This window comes from Flavobacterium laiguense (genome assembly GCF_003097655.1).
Lineage (GTDB): Bacteria > Bacteroidota > Bacteroidia > Flavobacteriales > Flavobacteriaceae > Flavobacterium > Flavobacterium laiguense.
Genome location: NZ_QCZH01000013.1, coordinates 59370 through 80577, shown reverse-complemented (window position 1 = coordinate 80577; position 21208 = coordinate 59370). Strand labels below are relative to the sequence as shown.

The following is a 21208-nucleotide window of genomic DNA, read 5'->3' as shown; positions in this document are numbered from 1 at the left end:
TTAAAAGACATTGCTAGAGAGTCTTTATAATTTCTTACTCTCTTTTTCGGGTGTTGTTTTCAATGTTTTTTTATTAGACAAAGCAGTAACTTTATGATCTTTCTTAGCTACAGATTGGTAGTCTGAGCAAGTGTTCATACTGACTAAAGCATTCTTGTTATTATCTAAAACTGCAATCTGATAATCGATTGTTTTATTGCTGCTCCTTTTAGGAATTAGAAAGACAACTTCTTTTGGTTTTCCCGGAACTTTCCCAATTTCATTTTCATAAACCATTTTTTTTGTTGGCTTATAAAACAAAGTATATTTCTGCACGACTTTACCATCAACACTCAAAGCAATTTTAGTCTTACCCGATTTTAAATCTGTTTTGTCACATTCGGAACGCAACACAAATTTTAAATAATCGCCTGGATTAGCTTGCCCTATAAAAACTTGTTTCTCATTAATCCTATAAAAATCATTTGTCTTTTTCTTATCGAGCGAAGTCAAAACGACTTTTTCAAGATTAGTTTTAGAATTGGCTTTATTCCAATTCATTGTTGTTCCTTTTCTGAAAGCATAATGTGAATATATCGCCTCTGTAGAACCTTTTTTATAGAACAAATAATTATGCTTTCCTGGAGGCACACTGATGAGCATTTTATTTTCAATAGTTACTGCTTTTTCAGAAGTTTTTGCAGTTGGATCTACATTCAAAGGATCTATAATACTCACATGGGGGTTCTTCATATCCTTGGTGAATTTTACAATAAAATCCGTTGATTTTTTTTGATCTTTATTCAATAGAACTCTGGTGTACATTATAAGTTCCCCTGGTCCTTCCATTTCAACTTTTACTGCTTTATCTTCATTTAATGCGTAATAATCATGTGCCTTATTGCCTATGATGACAATTTTATCATTTTCAGTTTTGGGCACAATTTTTTTTGCATTTTGACCAAACAACATACCATTCATAAGCAAGGTAATTGCTAAAATGAATAACCTTTTATTACATTTTTCCTTTTCCATTTTTATTGATTTTTTGTTTTTAAATATTGGTACAATTTCAGTTGTATTGGTATTTCCCTTTTTTAATATTATTTTCATGCAGCAATCTTTTTTTATTTTCTTTAAAAACAATCGAATGAACCTCTTTGTCAAATGCTTTATTGGGGAACTCAGTTTTACTTTTGCTAACTTGAAAAACCAAATTATTTTGGGTCATATTCAAGAGGATATTTTCTGAAAAAACAGAAAACGAAACGATACTTACAAGTACAATGATGTATGGAAATGCTGGTTTTTTAAATTTCATTTTTTAATAATTGAGTTGTTTTTCTTCTAATACCTGTTTTAGCCCTTTTTTATTTGCCAGTTGGATTGCAAGACCTGGTCGGACATTTATTTCCATAATCATAGGTCCTTTTTTATGGTCAAGAACAATGTCTATTCCTAAATAATTAAGTGGAAAAAGACTGGCGGTTTGCCTTGAAATTTCGATGATTTCATTCCAATACTCAATTTTTTTTCCATTAATGGCATTCCCATTATCTGGATGTAAATCGTGGTAGTTTTTTCCATCAAAGGCTTGCATCAAAAGTCCTTTTTTAATATCAATCCCAATACCCAACCCTCCTTGATGAAGGTTTGCTTTTCCATCAGATTTATCAGTAGGCACTCTTAGCATGGCCATAACAGGCTGTTTGTGTAACATAATAACCCTGAAATCAGGAACTCCTTGAGGATATATTTCGCTAAAAAAAGAATGGGGCTCTATACATTCTTCAATTAATACTCTGTCTGTTGATCCTAAAGAAAACACCCCAAAAATAATTGTAGCCAAGTGAAAATAAATATCGTCATCGGAAATCAACTTTCCACTACCCATCCATTTTCCTAACTCATTTTTACGAAGAATTTTTATACCACCTCCTCCACTTCCATTTGCTGGTTTTATAGCTAATTTGGTATACTGTTGCACAGATTCCCATCCTGATACTATATCTCCTATATTTTCTATAACACAATACGTTTTGGCACATGGCACCTTGTTTTTTTCTAAAATGTTTTTACACAATACTTTATCATCAGCTAAGGCATAGTGTTCTCTAGGATTGTTTGCATATATCATCCTTAAATTGCGCTCATTCATACCCATAACGGGAATAGTGCCGGTGTTTTTTTCATTATCAAATAACCATCCCATAGTGTTTTATTTTAAAATAAGGTTAAATCGTTTGTATTCCGTCAATCTCATCCCTATCCACTTTCCTAGTAGTAAAGAGATTAACATTATAAGCAAAATCGTTTCTGGAAATAAAATGGCAATTGCTTTCCAAATACTGGAAACAAATACCAGATAACAAACAGTGGTAACAATTAATGTATGTCCCAAAGTTTTTAAAGAGCCTGAAAATCCTTTTTCTGCTAAAGAGGTTGAAAACCTTTCGGTAACAACAGCAATAATTACAAAAGGAAACATTGAAACCTTAGTTAAATATGGGATGTTATATTGAATGCCCATTAACATAAATAACACCACCACTAATAACAATGCACTTAAAATGACAGCCATTTTAGGGATATAAAGCAAGCTCCATTTGTCTAACAATAAAGAAATTAAACTCACAACAAGCATTACCACAACAAACATGAACAAGCCAACCCAGTAACCCGTGTCTAGAAAAGATAACGCTATAAGCACGGGCAAAAAGACACCGAAGGTTTTAAAACCCACTACATTATTAAAAATAGCGACCAACAAACCGCCCAATGGAAACAGCAACAATAAGTGAATAACGCGCTGATTGTATTCATCCAAATCATTTAATTTAAATAAAGTAATCGGATTATTTCTCAATGCCTTTTTGAAGGTTTCATTTACAAATAAAGAGGTGTTTTCTTCTTTGATATTGTACTTATAGTCAAAAGCAATTTTAGAAGAATGTGCCAATAAGAACAAATCACCTTCATATAATTCCAAATAATTAGCAGGTATTCTAGCATAATAGCCGTTGAGTGCATCAAATGGAACCCAAGTATTTTCAACTAAAACTTCAGCCCACAAATGGGATGTTCTTTTCTTACTGTTTTCTAAAATCAAGCCTCCTTTTAATCTGGCTGGAATGTTAATATTTCGACATAAAGCCACAAACAAACGTGCTTTTCCGTTGCAGGATGCTTTGTTTTCTTCTAATGTGGTCAGCGCATCGGTTAGTTTACTCGTATGAATAGCTGGTATTTTATACACATATTGGTATATTTTATCTAATGCTCCGTTCAGTGATTTTTCTTCTTTTGTCAATAAAAAAGCTAAGGAATCTATTTTAGGATGATTCACCTGAATGTATTCTTCTTCCTTTAAGAAAAGAGTGTCTTTTTTTGAAAAAGCAATATATTTTGACAATTTGGGGTCAATTTTATATTCAATGGCTCTTGTTTCACAACTAAACTTATACCTGATTTTATAAAAACCTGGTCCTTTGTTTGTCTCCCAAATACCTCTTTTATTTTTGTCTATTATTTCTTCGTGATAATCAATACCATTTGAATGATCATTAACATTAAAAACATTTTGATGCACATTTGATTGTGGTAAATAAGCTTTTACAAAAGATTTTTCTTTACTTGAATTTAAATCAAATTCATAGAAAACCTCGAATGTCCTTTCAGGATTAAACTTTTTGTAAGCTTCCATCATTGGCTTTACTTTAAAAGACATTGATACCAACGGAATAATGAAAAGTAAGCATGCCGCTATTTTAAACCCTATATTTTTCATTTTTCTTTTATTACTATTATTATAAATTTCATTTTTCTATGATGTTGTTTATTATAAAACCGGTATGTAGCAAAACACCCTACTTTTATTTTCATTATTAAAAAAAAATCAAATGGTTTTACAATATTCCATAGAATCGAAAGTTGGAATGTCATAGTCTCGAAAGTCTTTATCCTAACAGGTTTCATAAGTCTTTTAGCTTTCATCAACTGGCAAATAATAAAATCAATATTATTTAAGACTTAGTTACTTTAAAAATTTATGATTACGCCTTTAGGGCTATATTTAATATCTTTGCTAATTATATTTCAATATGTCTGAGAAAAATCCATCCGTTTGTGAATCGAAGCAGTTTGAGGCTATCTTCAAAAGCTATTCAAAATCATTGCGGAATTTCATCTATTACAAATCAGGAGATTTAGACCAATCGGAAGATTTGGTTCAGGAAGCTTTTGTAAAACTTTGGAATAATTGTTCGAAAGTCACTATAGAAAAAGCAAAAAGTTTCCTTTACACGGTAGCCAATAACGCTTTCCTAAACGAAGTAGCGCATAAAAAAGTCGTTTTAATATATCAGAAACAATCGCATAAAAGTTACACACACGAAAGTCCTGAATATCTCTTGGAGGAAAAACAATATTCAGATAAACTACAAAATGCCATTGCCAATTTACCCAACAAACAAAGGGAAGTTTTTTTAATGAACCGAATCGACAAGATGTCTTACAAAGAAATTGCCGATACATTGGAGTTGTCAGTCAAAGCCATTGAAAAAAGAATGCACTTGGCACTCCTAACTTTAAGAAAAACGATAGTAGAAATTTAACATACAAGTAGGGATAACCCGTTTTGAACTGTTGTATAGTATATAAATAATAAATATGGAAATTTCAGATTTTGACGACACCTTTTTGGCTCGATGGGCCGAAGGTTCATTAACAGAGAAAGAACTCGAAGCTTTCAAAAAAACACCTGAATACCTTTCTTATGTTAAGATATTAGAAGAGACGGAAAATTTAGCTGTACCTGATTTCGAACAGGAAAAGGTATTCAAGAAAATACAAACCAAAATCGCGCACAAACCAAAAGTCTTTCCCTTAAATAAGACTTGGATTGGAGCCATAGCAGCCTCAATTGTAATTGCTTTAGGGATATTTTTTGTTTTCGAGGGCAAAACCAACTACAATACTACTTTTGGAGAACAGCTTGTTATACATTTACCAGACGTTTCTTCGGTCAATCTGAATTCAAAATCACATTTAGCTTTCAACACAGCAACTTGGTCAATAAACAGGGTCGTTTCATTAGATGGAGAAGCATTTTTTAAGGTAGAAAAAGGAAGCAAATTTACTGTCAACACCCCCGAAGGAATCGTCTCTGTAAAAGGGACACAATTCAATATTTTATCTAAAAAACAATTCTTTGAAGTGAGTTGTTACGAAGGAAGAGTCGAAGTGTCACATCCTTATAAAAATACAACTGTGATCCTAACAAAAGGAGAAGTGATTAGAATTCAATCGAATTCAATCGAAAAAAGAACAATAACTGAGTCGAAACCCCGTTGGACTCAAGGAGAAAGTACTTTTGAGAGTGTTCCGTTATACTTAGTTATTGAAGCATTAGAGAATCAATATGGCATTGTCATAACAAACAACAAAGTCAATGTATCCCAATTGTATTCAGGAAGTTTTACCCATAGCAATTTACATTTGGCTCTTGAAACCGTTTTTGAACCCATGGACGTAGTTTTTGAGATTCAAAATCCAAAAAGCATTGTTATAAAACCCAAATAGATGCAAAAAAAATATTTTTTATTTATTTTTCTATTAATAGGACAACTTTCATTTTGCCAAGAAATGAATATCACTATAAATAGCAACAATACCCCTTTTAAGGAGTTTATTGAATATCTAGAAAAAAAATATGATTTGCGATTTTCGTATAAAGATGAAGCTATTAATGGAAAAAAAATCACATTAAACATAAAAAATGGCGACTTAAAAGAGTTGCTCAACAAACTAGAAGAACAAACCCTTTTAGAAATTGATTTGGTGAGCAATCGTTATATTATTATCAAGCAAAAAAATAACGCGCTTACAATTTGTGGCTATCTTTATGACAAAGGCACCAACCAAGCCATAGCCGATGCAACAATACGATTAGAAACAACAAAAAAAGTAGTCTACACCAATACCGAAGGTTATTTTAGAATAGAAGATGTAGCACCCAACGAAGTAATTGATATTCAACACAGAAGCTACATAGAACAAAAAACAACCGCTACCTCCTTGGCAAATACCGATTGTATAAAAATAGCGTTGGAATTGTCAACCACTATTTTAGAAGAGGTTGTCATTCAAAACTATCTGACCCAAGGAATCTCAAGGAAAAGTAATGGTTCTATTTTGATAACGCAAAGCAAATTAAATTTATTACCCGGACTTACCGACCCCGATGTTTTAGAGAGCATACAGTGGATTCCTGGAGTGATGAGTACGAGTGAATCCGTCTCGGAACTCAACATTCGAGGCGGAAAATCCGATCAGAACCTCATTTTGTGGGACGGGATGAATGTTTATTTAAGCGACCATTTTTATGGAATGCTATCCGCTTTCAATCCATACATTATCAAAAAAACAACCCTTTTTAGAAATGGGGCAAGCGCACAATATGGCAACCGTATTTCTGGAGTAATCGATATTCAGACTGAAAACGAAATTCCCCAAAAAATCAACGGAGGACTTGGCTTTAATATGATTCATGCAGATGGATATATTGCCCTACCCATTGTAAAAGACAAATTGGGTGTTATTGTTTCGGCTAGAAGATCTTTTACCGATGTTGTCCCAACGTTTACCTACAAAAGTTTTTCGGAAAAAGTTTTTCAAAACACACGTATTCTAAGTTCTAAAAATGGAATTAATGAAGAATATGACGAAGAATATACCGAATTATTAAATAAATTCTATTTTTTTGATTTTCATCTAAAATCTATCTGGAAACCTTCTGAAAGCAATAAAATCACTTTTAATATCCTCAACATAAAAAACAATTTGAAAAATAATGTTGAAATTTTACAAGATACGATTTCCAATAGAGATGAATTAAAAACTAAAAATGAAAGCATAGGGGCAAGTTGGCAAAAAAAATGGAGCAATAATTTAGAACAAGAAACCAAAATATATTTCACAGATTATGGTTCAGAATATATCCATGATTTAAAAGACGATGGTTACAATACACTTCTTTCTAAAAAAAACAACGTAACTGAACTAGGCTTACATCTAACATTTAATTACAACATAAAAGAGGAACAATTCCTAATTATAGGTGGACAATTCAATCAAAATAAAGTAGGCTATAATCTTGAAGAACAATTTTACGGAAATTCTTCCGGAAACAATAAAATCAACGACAATAGCCATTCCCAGATCTATTCGGCATTTTCAGAATACAAATACACCAAAGAAAAAAACATCTTTATAAATGCTGGCATGAGAGTTAGTGGGTATTCATTCAATACCAATTTCAATTTTGAACCCCGACTCTATATAGAAAAACAACTGAACAGTTACTTTAGAGCAAAACTTTCTGGTGAAATAAGAAGCCAAGCCATTAGTCAATTTATAGAATTAAATGAAGATGATCTAGAAATGAGTAATCAAATATGGGTATTGTCTGATAATGAAAATATTCCTATTGTAGATTCTCAACAAATTGGCACCGGAATTCTTTTCTCTGATAGCGGTTGGGATATTGACTTGGATATTTATTACAAAAAAAGCAACAACATATCAATACTCAATCCAAAATCATTAACGGCAACAGATCCAGAAACTATATGGTATCATTTTGGCTCAGGAATAACGCAGGGAATGGATGTTTTAATACAGAAAAAATATAAAAATTTCAACACCGGTATAGGATACACTTTATCGCAAACTGATTATTTGTTCGAGAGTATTCAACCTGAGACTTTTAGTGCCAATACTAATGCAAAACATAATTTTAGATGGTCTACTAGCCACAAATGGGATGATTTGGAATTTTCAACAGGCTTTATTTGGCGCAGTGGAATTCCCTACACACAAGCCATCGGAATTACATCTACAAATCCCAATGATCCAGACCCCCTCTACGATATAGAATATGGTAATATTAATGAGAGTATTTTACCTAATTATTACCGCTTGGATTGCTCTGCTAGTTATCGATTTTATTATTCTGCCGAAAAAAAGATGCGCTCAAGAATCGGTTTGTCTTTTTTAAACATTTTAAATCATAAAAACACAATCAATAGAAGTTATAAAATCAATTATGATTCAGAACCTGATATTGAGACAATAGATAAACTATCCTTAGGTTTTACTGCAAACTTAGTCTTTCGTTTAGAATGGTAATAAAAAACACTAATTCCCTATCATTTATTGCAATTAGTTAAAAATCAATCAGTTAAAAATAATAAACTTAAGAAAAATGAATATGTTAAAATTAGACTGTAAATATTAACTTTTAAAAATTAAGTAATAACAATTCCTTAACAACAAAACAAGAACAATATACTGATCTTTGCGGGGTAATAAACTGGTTATTTATTACATTGGTTTTGGTTAGTTATAAAAATGCCTGCATCTATTAGAGCAGGCATTTTTTTATTTGTTAGTATGTATAAAAGACAAAACCGCAGTATTAAAAGCATTGGGTTGTTCGACATTAACAACATGTCCACAATTCTGGATAACGAATAATTGTGACGATCTATAATGATTCTCCACCACTTTACGAACCGAAGGCAAAAACATATAATCTTCTTCACCCATTACATAAAGTGTTGGAATGTTTAACTCAACTTGGCGAAACCATTTTAGAACCGGATTGATCTCGGCCGTTAACTTAAACCATTTGATAAATTCCTTTTGGTATAATTTTTTGGCTTCATTTATAAAAAGGGAACGCGACTGTTTGTGACTTTTTTTAGGCATAATCACAAAAGCAAAGAACTTGTACAATACCAAATAAGGCAATACGTACTTAAAGGTATTCCCCAAACGCATTAAAACCTGTGATCTGAAATTCATTTTCAAGATCGCCCCTCCCATTATCATACTTTTCACACGGTCTGGATACATTTCGGCCAATTGTCTAATGAGAATTGTCCCCAATGAAATCCCAACAAAATGTGATTTTTGAATTTTAAGATGATCCAGTACTTCAAGAATGTCATTTGCAAGTGCAGAGAAGGTGTATTTTTGTTTAAAAGCCGTTTTCAATGTGGTTTGCGATTCACCATGACCTCTTAAATCCAATAACAAAACATTGTAGGTTTTCTGAAAATCTCTAATCTGCTTGAACCAAATAGATGAACTTCCTCCAGCGCCATGCACAAATGTGACCCATTGCTCGCTGTTCTCGTTCTTATATACTGTATAATTAATCACTTAGTTTTTTTTCTGTAAAAATATACATTTATATCTAATATACAATCTAAAGAAAAAAGAGCCCTCCCTAAATTACATCACTCAATTTTTATTTTAAACAGTGTTCAGTGAACTTCCTTTACAGTGAAGCTCTTTTTTTATTCGGTGCCTGAGCCTGTCGAAGGCCCGAATAAAAAAACTATTAAAGTGAATTAATGAATTCTAAAAGCTCACTTCGTTCTGTTGCAGTCAATTTTTTGAATTTATCCTTAGCTGATTTAACTTCTCCACCATGCCATAAAATCGCTTCGGTAACGCTTTTGGCTCTACCGTCGTGCATTAAATTAGTATGATTATTGACCGTTTCAATTAACCCAATTCCCCACAAAGGCTGTGTTCTCCATTCTATTCCTGTGGCTTTAAATCGGGGGTATTGTCTGCTAAATCTGCGCCCATATCATGCCGTAATAAATCCGTATAGGGACGAATCGTTTGATTTCTCAAAGCTGCAATAAAATGATTACTTCCTGTTTTTATTTTTGGGATGTGACAACTGGCACAACCTATAGTCTCAAAAGTTTTTTTACCTTTTAATACACTTTGCTTTGCATAATTTCTTCTTGCGGGAACGGCTAGCGTACTAGAATACAATACTACTCGCTCAAAATTTATGTCCGATATCTCTGGAGTCCCTCCATTTGCAATAGCGGTAAGATCTACGCCAAAAGGCGCATTTTCATTTGGAAACAAACTCGTAATAATTCCCATATCTCCCAAAAAAGCCGCTGCAACTTGCTGACGGACATTGGACTGATTGGCTTTCCAACCAAAACGTCCTATTTTTTTGGAATTGGATGCTACATCGTGAACATAATTCAATTTCCCTGAAATGCCATCTTTATTGGTATCGTTTTCATCGGCAAAACCAAGTAACGTACTTTCTGGAATAGCTTCTAATAATCCCATTCCTATCATCTGATTGGCAACTATTTGTAAAATTTTAAGATTACTGGCTAATGGACCATACCGTAACTTTCTCCGGAATTTTTCCAAGCAGTTTTAGCAGCTGTAAAGTTAGCAGCTGTTGGTGTTGTGGTAAAAGTATTGATGGCTGTTTCTAAAACTACTACATCATCGTAAGCTTTTTTATAATTTTCGTAAGCAATATTAGCATAATTTTCTATGACTTGTTTTTTGGTAACATTCGAATTCTTATCATCTTCATTATTGCAAGAAGTGACAAAAAAAGCAACGGTTATAATTAGGAAAAATCTTAAAAGCAATTTGTTCATGTTGTTTTTATTTAGAATTAATTTAAGAAAAAATAAAAAGTTTTGTTAAAATATCAAATTTATTTAGATTTATTTTAAATAGCCGTTCTACATATAATACTGATTTATATATTTGCAAAATATTCTGCTTGTTTGGTCACAAATAATGACAGATATTTTTTTGCTAAAAAATGACAGTTGTATAAATCACTATTACTTAAAATTAGCAGCTAATTGTAAAAACAAGTGCAATGACCGAAGTTTTCCAAACATTAAAAGAAGTGATTGAAGTTACTTTGAGTAATTTTACGGATGCAGACAACCGTCTGTATTACCTTTACTTCATTTCATCTGCTACAATTGCTTATTTTGTGTATTATAAAACCAAACAAAAGGGCTCGTTTTTTAATTACATCTTAAATAAAAGAACTTGGTTAAGCAAATCGGCAAAAATTGACTACATGATGTTGTTTTTTAATAGCATTATCAAAGTATTGCTTATTGGCCCCTATCTTACTTTTGGTTTTTATTTGGCTTTTCATACCGATGATTATTTGGCTCGAACATTTGGTTACGAAACTTTTACTCTAAGCAAAACCGAAACTTTAGTGTATTATACCATAGCCATTACCTTATTAGGAGATTTAACTACTTACATCATCCATTACGTAATGCACCGATTTGAGTTTTTGTGGGAATTTCACAAAATACATCATGCAGCTACATCTCTCAATCCAGTAACTCAGTATCGAATACATCCGGTAGAACTTATCTTAGTTAACATAAAAGAAACACTAGTTTTTGGAGTTGTAATGGGTATTTTTGATTACTTATCGGGTCATCAAGTTAGTGCTATTACTTTTTTAGGAATAAACGTTTTATCCTTTTTATTTCTTTTTTTGGGAGCCAACTTACGTCATTCCAGCGTTAAACTAAAATACTTCAATTGGATTGAATATGTTTTCATGAGTCCTTACCAACACCAAATACATCATAGCAACCATCCAGAACATTATGATCACAATATGGGTTCAAAACTAGCTCTTTGGGATTGGATGTTTGGAACCTTATTACGTTCCAAACAAGTTGATAGAGTAAATTTCGGAATTAGTGAAGAGGAAGATCTTCAGAAAAAATACGAATCGTTTTCGAATAATCTATTTCTCCCTTTTGTAAGTATATATAAAGCAATTACGAGTAAAATTTTACGCTAAATTGTTATTTTAATCCCTTCTACCGAAACATAACATATGTAAAATACTGAATATTAATTTGTTAAAAATTTATGTTTATTTATTCTAAATAACATTTGACAATTCAAAATAGGTTCTTATATTTGCAAAAATTATTTTAATTCAATCTAAATTAATCAAAAATGAATTTTAGAAAATTATCTCTTTCCGCTTTACCAATACTTCTTTTAGCAATTACTTCTTGCTCTAATGACGATAACGAATCCAAAGAAACTTTCAACTACACGGTTCCAACAACCTATGCTTTTGAAAGAAATGCAGCGACAACTGTAGATTATTCAGGACAAACCAGTCGTTTACTAATGCTTGATGAAATGGGGAACTATTTCAAAACAGCTGCAACAAACGGTACGGTGGCCGATGATGCCGTTTTGTCTGAAATGTATATTAATACCAACAACCGTTTTACAGGTACAGGCTTGAATACTTCAGGAAAACAATTAAAAGACAAAACAGCCGCTTCAAAAGATTATTTCTCATTATATCAAGGTGGCGGTTCAATTGCCGAGCAAGTAAGTGTTCGTGAACTATTCGAAATGCAATTTGATAATGCTAAGGCTGCCAGTCAAGGAAACTTAGCTTCTGAAGGTGTTGCAGGTGTTTATCTAGATGGAACCAGCAAACGATTATTTGCAGCCAATGGATTAGAACCACAACAAATTCTATTAAAAGGAATGATGGGAGCTAACCATTTGGATCAAGTTTCCAATACTTATTTAAGTTTAAATAAATTAGACGAAGGGACAAACAAAGCCAATAATACCAATAAAGTTTTGGAAGCCGGTAAGACATACACCACAATGGAGCATAACTGGGATGAAGCGTATGGTTACATCTACGGAGCAGATAATCTAGCCGTTACACCAGCTGTTTATAAATTTTGGAGTAGTTATATCAATCAAGTTAATGCTGATGCCGATTTTAACACCCTTAAAGCAGATATTGAATTGGCTTTCCGTAAAGGTAGAGCTGCAATTGTTGCCAACGATTATGCGACACGTGATGCCCAAATCGACATCATCAAAGCTAAATTAGCATTGGTACCCGCAGTAAGAGCTGTATTTTATCTTCAAGAAGGGAAAGGAAAATTAACTACTGATAAGGGTGCAAAAGCATTTCACGCTTTATCCGAAGCATACGGTTTTATTATGTGCTTGCGATACACCAATAAACAAGGAACGAATAATCCTTATTTCTCTAAAACAGAAGTTGATACCATGTTATCATCACTTACAAGCGGAACAAATGGATTATGGGCTATTGATACTCTAGGAGCAAAACTGGACGCAATATCTGCCCAAATTGCAACAAAATTTGGTTTTACTGTAGCACAAGCTTCAACAGTAAATTAATTCTATAAAAAACAAAGCAAGAGAAGGAAACTTCTCTTGCTTTTTGTATTTTTGTGCAAATTTTAAAAAGCAGGAAATCACCATAATTGCAAAAGTAAATTTGAATTTAAAATAGGGTGGTATCTTCTGAAAGTTTTAGGTTAACATAATAAATGATACTACACATGAAAAAAATACTATTAATTATAAGTTTTGTAGCCTTTATAGCTGCTTGTTCATCAAATGGGGAGAATAGCAATGCTGATGGGGACAATTATAACAGAACCGCATTGTTAACCAACTGGGCAGATAACATCATTATTCCAAGTTATGAAAACTATAAGGTAAAACTTCAAATAGTAGTAACAAATAGCAATACTTTTACAACTACCCCAACAGAAGCAAATCTTCAAACACTTAGAGCTTCTTGGCTTGAAGCCTACAAAGCCTACCAATACATAGCCATGTATAATTTTGGTAAAGCTGAGGAAATCTATCTAAATTCAGCTTCAAACACCTATCCTACAAGTACAACTGGTATAGAATCGAATATTGCTACCGGAGTTTACAATTTATCTTTGCTATCTCAATTTGACAAACAGGGTTTTCCTGCATTGGATTATTTAATTAATGGTTTGGGTGCAAATGACGTTGCAATCGTTTCTTTTTATGATACGAATGCAAATGCAAGCAATTACAAACAGTATTTAACAGCCGTTGTAAGTAGACTAAAAACAAATGCTGATGCTGTAATAACAGACTGGAATTCTGGTTACAGAAATAGTTACATTGCAAATAACGGTACTTCTGTCAGCAGCTCCGTAAACAAAACAACAAATCTTTTTGTCAAAAATCTAGAAAAAGACATTCGTACCGGTAAAATAGGAATTCCAGCGGGAGTATTTTCAAGTGGCGTTAAATATCCAGAAAAAGTAGAAGGGTTTTATAAAAATGATGTCTCAAAAGAGTTATTGAATGCTGCTGTAAAAGCAAGTCAAGATTTTTTTAATGGAAAACATTTTAACACAACAACAACCGGAGAAGGACTAAAAACCTACTTAGACTTTTTGAATGCAACCAAAAACAATCAAAAAATAAGCGACATCATAAACAATCAGTATGCCGCTATCAACATTGTAAACAACTCTTTAACCGGCAGTTTTTCACAACAAATAAACGCCGACAATTCAAAAATGATTGCTGCTTATGATGCGCTTCAGCAAAATGTTATCAACGTAAAACTTGATATGATGCAATCATTAAAAATCACAATAGATTATGTAGATGGTGATGGTGATTAATGAATAGCATACACCCCATATAAAAATATCCCAACTTTTGACACCTATTTCAAAGTTGGGATATTTAGTATTCAAAACAACACAAGTACACAATAGAGCGAACAAAATGAAAATCACAAAAAGCATGCAAAAGAAAATATTTGGGAATTTATCATATAAAATAATCGTCTATTCGGTCTTACTGTTTGCATCTTCCAATAGCATTGCCCAAACAAAAATAGTCGGGATAATTACATCCAATTATGGAAAAACAGTCCCTGCTGTTGAAATATACAATAAAACATCTGGAACAAAATCATTTTCAAACTCGGAAGGAGAATTTTCTTTAGAACTTGAAAAATCAGGAAGCTATGATCTTGTTTTCTACAAAGAAAGCTTTTCTATTTTAGAAAAAACACTTTCAACATCTGATGAAAATGTTATTATTATTTTAGACAAAGTGACAAACCTTTCAGAAGTAGTAATCCGTAAACAAAAAGAGAAAATATTCGCACTCAATAAATTAAAAGACATAGACGAAACGGCAATTTATGCCGGAAAAAAAACAGAGGTAATTTCCATTAACAAATTAACGGCCAATAAAGCCACCAATAATGCCCGTCAGATATTTGCACAAGTTGTGGGGCTAACCATAAACGAAAGTTCGGATGGTGGTTTACAATTGAGCATTGGTGGTCGTGGATTAAATCCCAATAGAACTTCCAATTTCAACACACGCCAAAACGGGTATGACATCAGTGCTGATGTTTTGGGTTACCCCGAAAGTTATTATGCTACTCCAACCGAAGCATTAGAGGAAATTCAAGTGGTGCGTGGAGCAGCCTCCTTGCAATACGGAACACAATTCGGTGGATTGGTCAATTTCAAAACCAAAACACCAAGCACAAAACCAATAGAATTTGTCACCAGAAACACTCTTGGCTCTTATAATTTATACACCAATTTCAGTTCATTGAGCGGAACCAACGGAAAATTCAGTTATTATACCTTTTATAATTTTAAGAAAGGAGATGGTTTCAGGCCCAATTCTGAATTTAAAAGTAACAATTATTTCGCCAATTTAAACTATCAGTTTACTCCAAAAACATCCTTACATTTTGATTATACCTATTTCGATTATCTGGCACAACAAGCGGGTGGTCTAACGGACAAAATGTTTAATGAAGACCCAACCCAAAGCAATAGAGCCCGAAATTGGTTTGCCGTAAACTGGAATTTATTTGCGTTACGCTTCAAACATAAATTTGATAACAATGCCGATTTCTCCTTGCAATTATTTGGTTTGGATGCGAGTCGCAAGGCAGTAGGCTTCCGCTCGAATCGAGTTTCAAATCCAGACATTGAAGGAACAGTACGCGATTTAATTTTAGGTGATTTTGTCAATTGGGGTACCGAAGCACGATATTTGAAACAGTACAAAATCAACGATAACACAAGTGCTTTCTTGATTGGAGCCAAATATTACCAATCTAGAAACACAGGAATCCAAGGCCCCGGAAGTTCTGGAAGTGATGCCAATTTCAATCTTGCCAATGCCGAATTTCCGTTTTATCCCTACCAATCCGATTATACTTTTCCAAATTTGAATTTTGCCGTTTTTGGAGAAAATATTTTCAAATTAACACCTCGTTTTTCGGTAACACCGGGATTTCGATTCGAAAAAATAAAAACACAAGCAATCGGTTCCTACCGCAAAATAAATTTAGATTTAGCTGGAAATGTGATTCTGGACGAAACCATATACGAAGACAATATCAAAGACAGGAACATTGTTTTATTAGGAATTGGATTGAGTTACAAACCTCAAAACCGAATCGAGTTTTACGGTAACCTATCACAAAATTATCGTTCGGTAACCTTCAATGATATCCGAACCGTTTCACCAAGTCAAGTCATTGATCCCAATATTACAGACGAAAAAGGATTTACCTCTGATGTCGGAATTCGAGGACAAATAAACAACAAAGTAACTTTTGATGCCAGTGCATACGCTTTATACTACAATGATAAAATAGGCGAATACGAAACTAAAAACCCGAATGGTTCCGCAGCTATTGTTCGCTATCGCGCCAATATAGGAACAGCAATAACGTATGGTTTTGAAACGATGTTTGATTGGAGTGTAAGCAAAACTTTTTTTGAAGAAAAAGAAGACTTTGTGTGGAATGTCTTCTCGAATGTTGCTCTTACGGATTCTGAATATTTAAAATCGGATGCTCCAAATATAGAAGGAAATAAAGTAGAATTTGTACCACTTTACAACATCAAATCAGGAACGGGTATTGGGTATAAAAACTTTATGACAAGTCTACAATTCACGTATGTTTCTTCACAATTTACAGATGCCAACAACAGTAAAACAGATGTAAATGACAATACCTATGGGATATTTGGTCAAATCCCTGCCTATTATGTAGCCGATATTTCGACCTCATACCGTTGGAAAAAATTTAAACTGGAAGCTGGAATTACCAACTTTACAAACAACAGTTATTTTACCCGAAGAGCTACTGGTTATCCTGGACCCGGAATTATCCCGTCTGACCAAAGAACTTTCTATACTACTTTGGAATTTGTTTTTTAGACACCTTAGATACATTAGACTTCTTAGATTGTTAGATTTCTTGGACTCTTAGACTTTCCATTTTTTGACTCTTTAGATTCTTTTGACATCTAAATACTTCCGTGCAAATACTTAAAATAATCAAAAGCCTTAAGTAATCTGCTTCCATGCCAAGAGAACATTTCGCCATCTACCAAAATAGCTTTGGCATTCTCGGTAGATCTTGCAATTTCATAACCGTCTTCGGCTTTGAACGGAAACGGTTCGGAAGAAAGTAAAACCAAATCCAGATTCCCTTCCTCTTCCATTTTTTCGAGTTCAATTTCGGGATAACGTTCTTTAGAAGCGAAATGATTTTGAAAATGGTTCAGTTTCAATAATTCATCTATAAAAGTCCCCGAACCAGCCACCATATACGGTTTTTTCCAAATAAAATAGGCAACTTTCTTAACTGGAATAGCTGCGATGAAGTTTTTAAAATCGCTCAAGGCAAAAGCCAATTTGTCGTTCCATTTCCTGGCTTCGGTTCTTCGGTCGAAAATCTGGCCAAAATCAGTAATCATCTGAAAGTTATCTTCAATAGTCGCAATATTCGTTACCCAAACCGAACAAATTTTACGCAATTCGGCTACTATTTCTTGAGTATTCTCCTCTTTATTGCAAATGATAATATCCGGTTCCAATAAACGGATTCTGTCATAATGCACATTCTTGGTACCACCAACTATTTTTTTAGTCGATTTAAAATGATAGGGATGCACACAAAACTTGGTAATCCCAACTATATTTTCTTCTAAGCCTAAATCATATAATAATTCCGTTTGGGAAGGTACAAGAGAAACGATTCGCTTAGGCGATGTTTCAAAAGAATGGGAAGTGCCGATTTGGTCAATGAATTGTTTCATTTTTAAAAAAAATTATTGTGCTATTCTGCCATTTTGAATTGCCTCCAGCTTTAGCTGGAGGCAATTTAATACTTTGAAAAAATATTGTCCTGAAAATATAATTGGCTGAATAACTAAAAAATTGCTTGAAATTAAACACAAAACAACTTTAAACTTTTAAACCTTAAACTTTAAACTAATAATTTCTTCCATCTCCTGTTGCATTTTCAAGGCTTCGGCTCTTGCTACTTCGGCAAAATCGGTTCCATTGGAAGCATAAATAATCCCTCGAGACGAGTTGATAAGCAACCCAACATTGTCATTCATTCCGTATTTACACACTTCAGAAAGACTTCCACCTTGAGCACCGACACCGGGAACCAGCAAGAAACTATGGGGTACAATTTTACGAATTTCGGTGAAATATTCGGCTTTGGTAGCACCAACCACATACATTAGATTCTCACTGTTTTTCCAAGTTTTAGAGGTTCCCAATACTTGTTTGTACAACTCCTTTCCGTCAACATTCAAAGTTTGAAAATCAAAAGCACCTTCATTCGATGTTAAGGCTAACATAATAGTGTGTTTATTTTCGAAAGCCAAAAACGGCTCCACCGAATCTTTACCCATATACGGAGCCACTGTTACACTATCAAAACTTAAATCTTCAAAAAAAGCTTTGGCATACATCGATGAAGTATTCCCGATATCTCCACGTTTGGCATCGGCAATGGTGAAAATTTCAGGATGCTTCTCGTTGATATAGTTTATGGTTTTTTGCAACGAGATCCATCCCTTTATTCCATACGCTTCATAAAAAGCAGTATTGGGTTTATAGGAAACCGTAAGATCGTGGGTCGCATCAATAATGGCTTTATTGAATTCAAAAATAGGGTCTTCCAGTTCTAATAAATGCTTTGGAATTTTATTTAAATCTACATCTAAACCTACGCATAGAAATGATTTTTTAATTTTAATTTGATCGATTAATTGTTGTGTAGTCAAGACAGTTTGTTATTTATTGTTTATAGCTTGTTGTTGAGCAAAGTTACTTTAAAGTATTTTAACCCATTCATTACGAAAAAACGGTTCCCTTTTAGAAGAAGTGCAAAAATAAAAAAAGCCATTCAATTAAGAACGGCTTTTTTTTAGAATTAAAAACAAAATTATAATTTTCCTTCGTATATAGTACCTACGTGTATTACTTCGGTTCTTCTGTTTGCGGCTCTACCATTGTCAGTTTTATTACTGGCAACAGGTTTAGACTCTCCAAATCCTTTATACGTCAAGTTATCTGGATTAACCCCTTTTGCCACTAAAGCATCCATAACCACTTTAGCTCTGGCTTCAGAAAGTTTTTGGTTGGCTTTATCATTGCCTACACTATCCGTATGCCCTTCGATAGAGAATTTGGCATTTGGATAATTTTTAAGAATCTCTTTAATAGCATCCAATCTTCCGTCAGTTTGTCCTTTATCAGCCGTTTGTAAAACCGCTTTTCCAGTTACAAAAAACACAGATCTAGCTTGAACTTTAAGTTCTTTCAAAACTTCTTTTGTTACTTCAGGACAACCTTTATTGCTTACTGGTCCAGGAACGGTAGGACAAGCATCGTCTTTATCAGTTACACCATCTTTATCGGCATCGAGTTCCGGACAGCCCGCATTGGCTACCAATCCTTTTTCGTTTGGACATTTATCGTCTTTGTCTAACACTGAATCTCCGTCAGTATCCGGCCAAGGACACCCTTTATTTTCAACAACACCTGCAACAGTTGGACAAGCATCTACATTATCCAAAACAGTATCTTTATCGGCATCTCCCCAAGGACATCCTCCATTTTCAACAGGTCCTGCAACTGATGGACATTTATCATCTTTATCGACAACAGTATCTCCGTCAGTATCTGGCCAAGGACAACCTTTGTTTTCAACAGGTCCTGCAACAGTTGGACAAGCATCCTCTTTATCAAAGATTCCATCTTCATCTGTATCTTTAAATTTCTTTTGATACACTGGAATTTTAAAACCAAAATAAACATCTGCCGCTTTTGATTCTTTTGAAATCCAATTCGTAATTAACGAACTAGACCCAACAAACATTGGACCAAAACGCAATCCTGTTCCTACTTGCATTCCGCTATATTCCATATAATTTATAGGAAGAGAAAATGTAAACCATCTTGTTTCATATCGAGGTGTCAAAATCCAAGTATTTGCTGAACTCGTTTTACCCAAAGCTGATTTGTCTACTAAACTAAGATTTCCATTTAAGTTCAAATAGAATTTTTTGTACATATTCCAATCAGCATCTAAATGCAATACTGTAGGCAAATTGGCTTTTACTGTTTTGTACACCGTGGTAGGAGTTCCATATTGATCCTCTAAAAAATCTCCTAGCTCATCGATATCATCGATATCTTGCTGAGAAACTACCCCATTGATATTATAGGTATCAATTTTTGAATTATTATATTTAATAGACCCTAAATCAGTAATCGACAACCCAAAACGCAATTTATACTTGTTCAGGTCTTTAAAATTATTATCAACAGGTTTTGCATTATTCAAATCATAAGACGCATAATCGGGTCTCCATTCATATATTAAACCGAAATCAGCCCCGAAACCCGTTGAATTAGCGTCGAATTTCACATCCTCGTCTCCAGTAATAAAATCCTGACTACTTCCTATAGTAAGCGTCCCCGTAGTTGTCAATGTACTTGTTAAAGGATCGTTGGTCTGATTAAATGCTGATGTTACATTATCTCCCTTCGCATAAGAATTGACTCCACCAACTAAATATTTGGCAGTCAAACCTCCTTTTAGAAAATGTTGCTTATTTTGCAATAAAACAGCAGCATAAGAAGCTCCTATTTCACCCCAAGTATGTCCTACCATATTTGGACTTCCAACATTAATATTAAAATCTGATGCATCATCTAAACCGTCTTTCAATTGATCGTATAAAAGTCCATTTACATCAGTGGCATTCACGACAGCTCTGGCTCTGGTAAAAATAGCAATCGAATGTTTTGGAGCTATATTAAACATAAATGATGGGCCCATCACATCAGAATACGAGATTGCACCATTATTTTGCGAAGGCGTTCTTTTTCCGTCTTCATTGGCATCATAAGAGCTTTTCGACAAATCAAACAAACTCAGACCATAGAAATCATTGTTTAATGAACTGCTGGTAGAAAATAGATTGATGTCCGTTTTAAAACGAGAATCAACAATAGACGCTGGGTTAAAAAGTACCCCTTGTATTCCCGCATAATTATCAGGAATATAGCCCATATAAGATTGGGCATTTGTTATCATAACTGAAAACAGAACGATTAAAAAAAGTAATGATTTTTTCATTAAATTGATTATTAGATTAATATTGAATTAGGTATTGTATTTATTTTAATAAGA

The 21208-nt window shown here is 33.6% G+C and carries 16 protein-coding genes and 1 pseudogene; 7 read left to right on the top strand and 10 right to left on the bottom strand.

The window, feature by feature from the left end; translation table 11 throughout:
• Positions 1-24 precede the first annotated feature (24 nt).
• Genes DB891_RS11755 through DB891_RS11740 form a run of 4 tightly spaced genes read right to left on the bottom strand, consistent with a single transcriptional unit; the run spans position 25 to position 3766 of the window.
• The gene (locus tag DB891_RS11755) at positions 25-1092 is read right to left on the bottom strand and encodes a hypothetical protein (protein ID WP_116763770.1); all 1068 of its coding nucleotides are present in this window, start codon (positions 1090-1092) and stop codon (positions 25-27) included.
• Positions 1052-1300 (bottom strand): hypothetical protein, encoded by a 249-nt coding sequence (locus DB891_RS11750; RefSeq protein WP_116763768.1) that lies wholly within the window; start codon positions 1298-1300, stop codon positions 1052-1054. Before DB891_RS11750 ends, DB891_RS11755 begins: the two co-directional genes overlap by 41 nt.
• A gap of 3 nt (positions 1301-1303) precedes the next feature.
• A complete protein-coding gene (locus DB891_RS11745; RefSeq protein WP_116763766.1) occupies positions 1304-2191 on the bottom strand; it encodes a sugar-transfer associated ATP-grasp domain-containing protein in 888 nt (295 codons plus the stop codon).
• A 6-nt stretch (positions 2192-2197) separates the two neighbouring features.
• Complete coding sequence (locus DB891_RS11740) at positions 2198-3766, bottom strand: 7TM domain-containing protein (RefSeq protein ID WP_116763764.1); 1569 nt, start codon at positions 3764-3766, stop codon at positions 2198-2200.
• A 313-nt stretch (positions 3767-4079) separates the two neighbouring features.
• Between DB891_RS11740 and DB891_RS11730 the strand changes: the two genes are divergently transcribed.
• From DB891_RS11730 to DB891_RS11720, 3 genes are all read left to right on the top strand, one after another.
• Positions 4080-4592, top strand: coding sequence for an RNA polymerase sigma factor (locus tag DB891_RS11730; protein WP_116763760.1), 513 nt, complete (start codon positions 4080-4082; stop codon positions 4590-4592).
• A gap of 55 nt (positions 4593-4647) precedes the next feature.
• Entirely contained in the window at positions 4648-5559 is a 912-nt protein-coding gene (locus DB891_RS11725; protein WP_116763758.1) for a FecR family protein, read from the top strand.
• Between the two features lie 63 nt (positions 5560-5622).
• Positions 5623-8166 (top strand): TonB-dependent receptor domain-containing protein, encoded by a 2544-nt coding sequence (locus DB891_RS11720; RefSeq protein ID WP_189337140.1) that lies wholly within the window; start codon positions 5623-5625, stop codon positions 8164-8166.
• A gap of 252 nt (positions 8167-8418) precedes the next feature.
• Here DB891_RS11720 and DB891_RS11715 read toward each other — a convergent pair whose 3' ends face one another.
• The 3 genes and pseudogenes from DB891_RS11715 to DB891_RS11705 all read right to left on the bottom strand — a co-directional run bounded on the left by DB891_RS11715 (position 8419) and on the right by DB891_RS11705 (position 10475).
• A complete protein-coding gene (locus tag DB891_RS11715; RefSeq protein ID WP_116763754.1) occupies positions 8419-9204 on the bottom strand; it encodes an alpha/beta fold hydrolase in 786 nt (261 codons plus the stop codon).
• A gap of 181 nt (positions 9205-9385) precedes the next feature.
• Positions 9386-10149, bottom strand: a pseudogene (locus DB891_RS11710) (di-heme oxidoredictase family protein).
• Positions 10150-10196: 47 nt separating this feature from the next.
• Positions 10197-10475: an imelysin family protein gene (locus tag DB891_RS11705; protein ID WP_116763752.1), complete on the bottom strand. Its 279-nt coding sequence runs from the start codon at positions 10473-10475 to the stop codon at positions 10197-10199.
• A 230-nt stretch (positions 10476-10705) separates the two neighbouring features.
• On the opposite strand from DB891_RS11705, the gene DB891_RS11700 reads away from it, so the two are divergent.
• The 4 genes from DB891_RS11700 to DB891_RS11685 all read left to right on the top strand — a co-directional run bounded on the left by DB891_RS11700 (position 10706) and on the right by DB891_RS11685 (position 16923).
• Complete coding sequence (locus DB891_RS11700; RefSeq protein ID WP_116763750.1) at positions 10706-11668, top strand: sterol desaturase family protein; 963 nt, start codon at positions 10706-10708, stop codon at positions 11666-11668.
• Between the two features lie 161 nt (positions 11669-11829).
• The gene (locus tag DB891_RS11695) at positions 11830-13059 is read left to right on the top strand and encodes a DUF4856 domain-containing protein (protein ID WP_116763748.1); all 1230 of its coding nucleotides are present in this window, start codon (positions 11830-11832) and stop codon (positions 13057-13059) included.
• Between the two features lie 164 nt (positions 13060-13223).
• Positions 13224-14339, top strand: a complete 1116-nt coding sequence (locus DB891_RS11690; RefSeq protein ID WP_116763746.1) for an imelysin family protein — start codon at positions 13224-13226, stop codon at positions 14337-14339.
• A gap of 106 nt (positions 14340-14445) precedes the next feature.
• Positions 14446-16923, top strand: a complete 2478-nt coding sequence (locus tag DB891_RS11685; RefSeq protein WP_223256095.1) for a TonB-dependent receptor domain-containing protein — start codon at positions 14446-14448, stop codon at positions 16921-16923.
• 89 nt (positions 16924-17012) lie between these two features.
• Here DB891_RS11685 and DB891_RS11680 read toward each other — a convergent pair whose 3' ends face one another.
• From DB891_RS11680 to DB891_RS11670, 3 genes are all read right to left on the bottom strand, one after another.
• Complete coding sequence (locus tag DB891_RS11680; RefSeq protein WP_116763744.1) at positions 17013-17807, bottom strand: ABC transporter substrate-binding protein; 795 nt, start codon at positions 17805-17807, stop codon at positions 17013-17015.
• A gap of 156 nt (positions 17808-17963) precedes the next feature.
• Complete coding sequence (pyrF, locus tag DB891_RS11675; protein ID WP_116763742.1) at positions 17964-18791, bottom strand: orotidine-5'-phosphate decarboxylase; 828 nt, start codon at positions 18789-18791, stop codon at positions 17964-17966.
• A gap of 161 nt (positions 18792-18952) precedes the next feature.
• A complete protein-coding gene (locus DB891_RS11670) occupies positions 18953-21154 on the bottom strand; it encodes a DUF5723 family protein (RefSeq protein WP_116763740.1) in 2202 nt (733 codons plus the stop codon).
• Positions 21155-21208: the final 54 nt, after the last annotated feature.

Bases quoted from the DNA above. Each gene is read 5' to 3' on its own strand.
- DB891_RS11755 (WP_116763770.1), bottom strand. From the start codon at position 1,092: ATGAAAATAATATTAAAAAAGGGAAATACCAATACAACTGAAATTGTA.
- DB891_RS11750 (WP_116763768.1), bottom strand. From the start codon at position 1,300: ATGAAATTTAAAAAACCAGCATTTCCATACATCATTGTACTTGTAAGT.
- DB891_RS11745 (WP_116763766.1), bottom strand. From the start codon at position 2,191: ATGGGATGGTTATTTGATAATGAAAAAAACACCGGCACTATTCCCGTT.
- DB891_RS11740 (WP_116763764.1), bottom strand. From the start codon at position 3,766: ATGAAAAATATAGGGTTTAAAATAGCGGCATGCTTACTTTTCATTATT.
- DB891_RS11730 (WP_116763760.1), top strand. From the start codon at position 4,080: ATGTCTGAGAAAAATCCATCCGTTTGTGAATCGAAGCAGTTTGAGGCT.
- DB891_RS11725 (WP_116763758.1), top strand. From the start codon at position 4,648: ATGGAAATTTCAGATTTTGACGACACCTTTTTGGCTCGATGGGCCGAA.
- DB891_RS11720 (WP_189337140.1), top strand. From the start codon at position 5,623: ATGAATATCACTATAAATAGCAACAATACCCCTTTTAAGGAGTTTATT.
- DB891_RS11705 (WP_116763752.1), bottom strand. From the start codon at position 10,475: ATGAACAAATTGCTTTTAAGATTTTTCCTAATTATAACCGTTGCTTTT.
- DB891_RS11700 (WP_116763750.1), top strand. From the start codon at position 10,706: ATGACCGAAGTTTTCCAAACATTAAAAGAAGTGATTGAAGTTACTTTG.
- DB891_RS11695 (WP_116763748.1), top strand. From the start codon at position 11,830: ATGAATTTTAGAAAATTATCTCTTTCCGCTTTACCAATACTTCTTTTA.
- DB891_RS11690 (WP_116763746.1), top strand. From the start codon at position 13,224: ATGAAAAAAATACTATTAATTATAAGTTTTGTAGCCTTTATAGCTGCT.
- DB891_RS11685 (WP_223256095.1), top strand. From the start codon at position 14,446: ATGAAAATCACAAAAAGCATGCAAAAGAAAATATTTGGGAATTTATCA.
- DB891_RS11680 (WP_116763744.1), bottom strand. From the start codon at position 17,807: ATGAAACAATTCATTGACCAAATCGGCACTTCCCATTCTTTTGAAACA.
- DB891_RS11670 (WP_116763740.1), bottom strand. From the start codon at position 21,154: ATGAAAAAATCATTACTTTTTTTAATCGTTCTGTTTTCAGTTATGATA.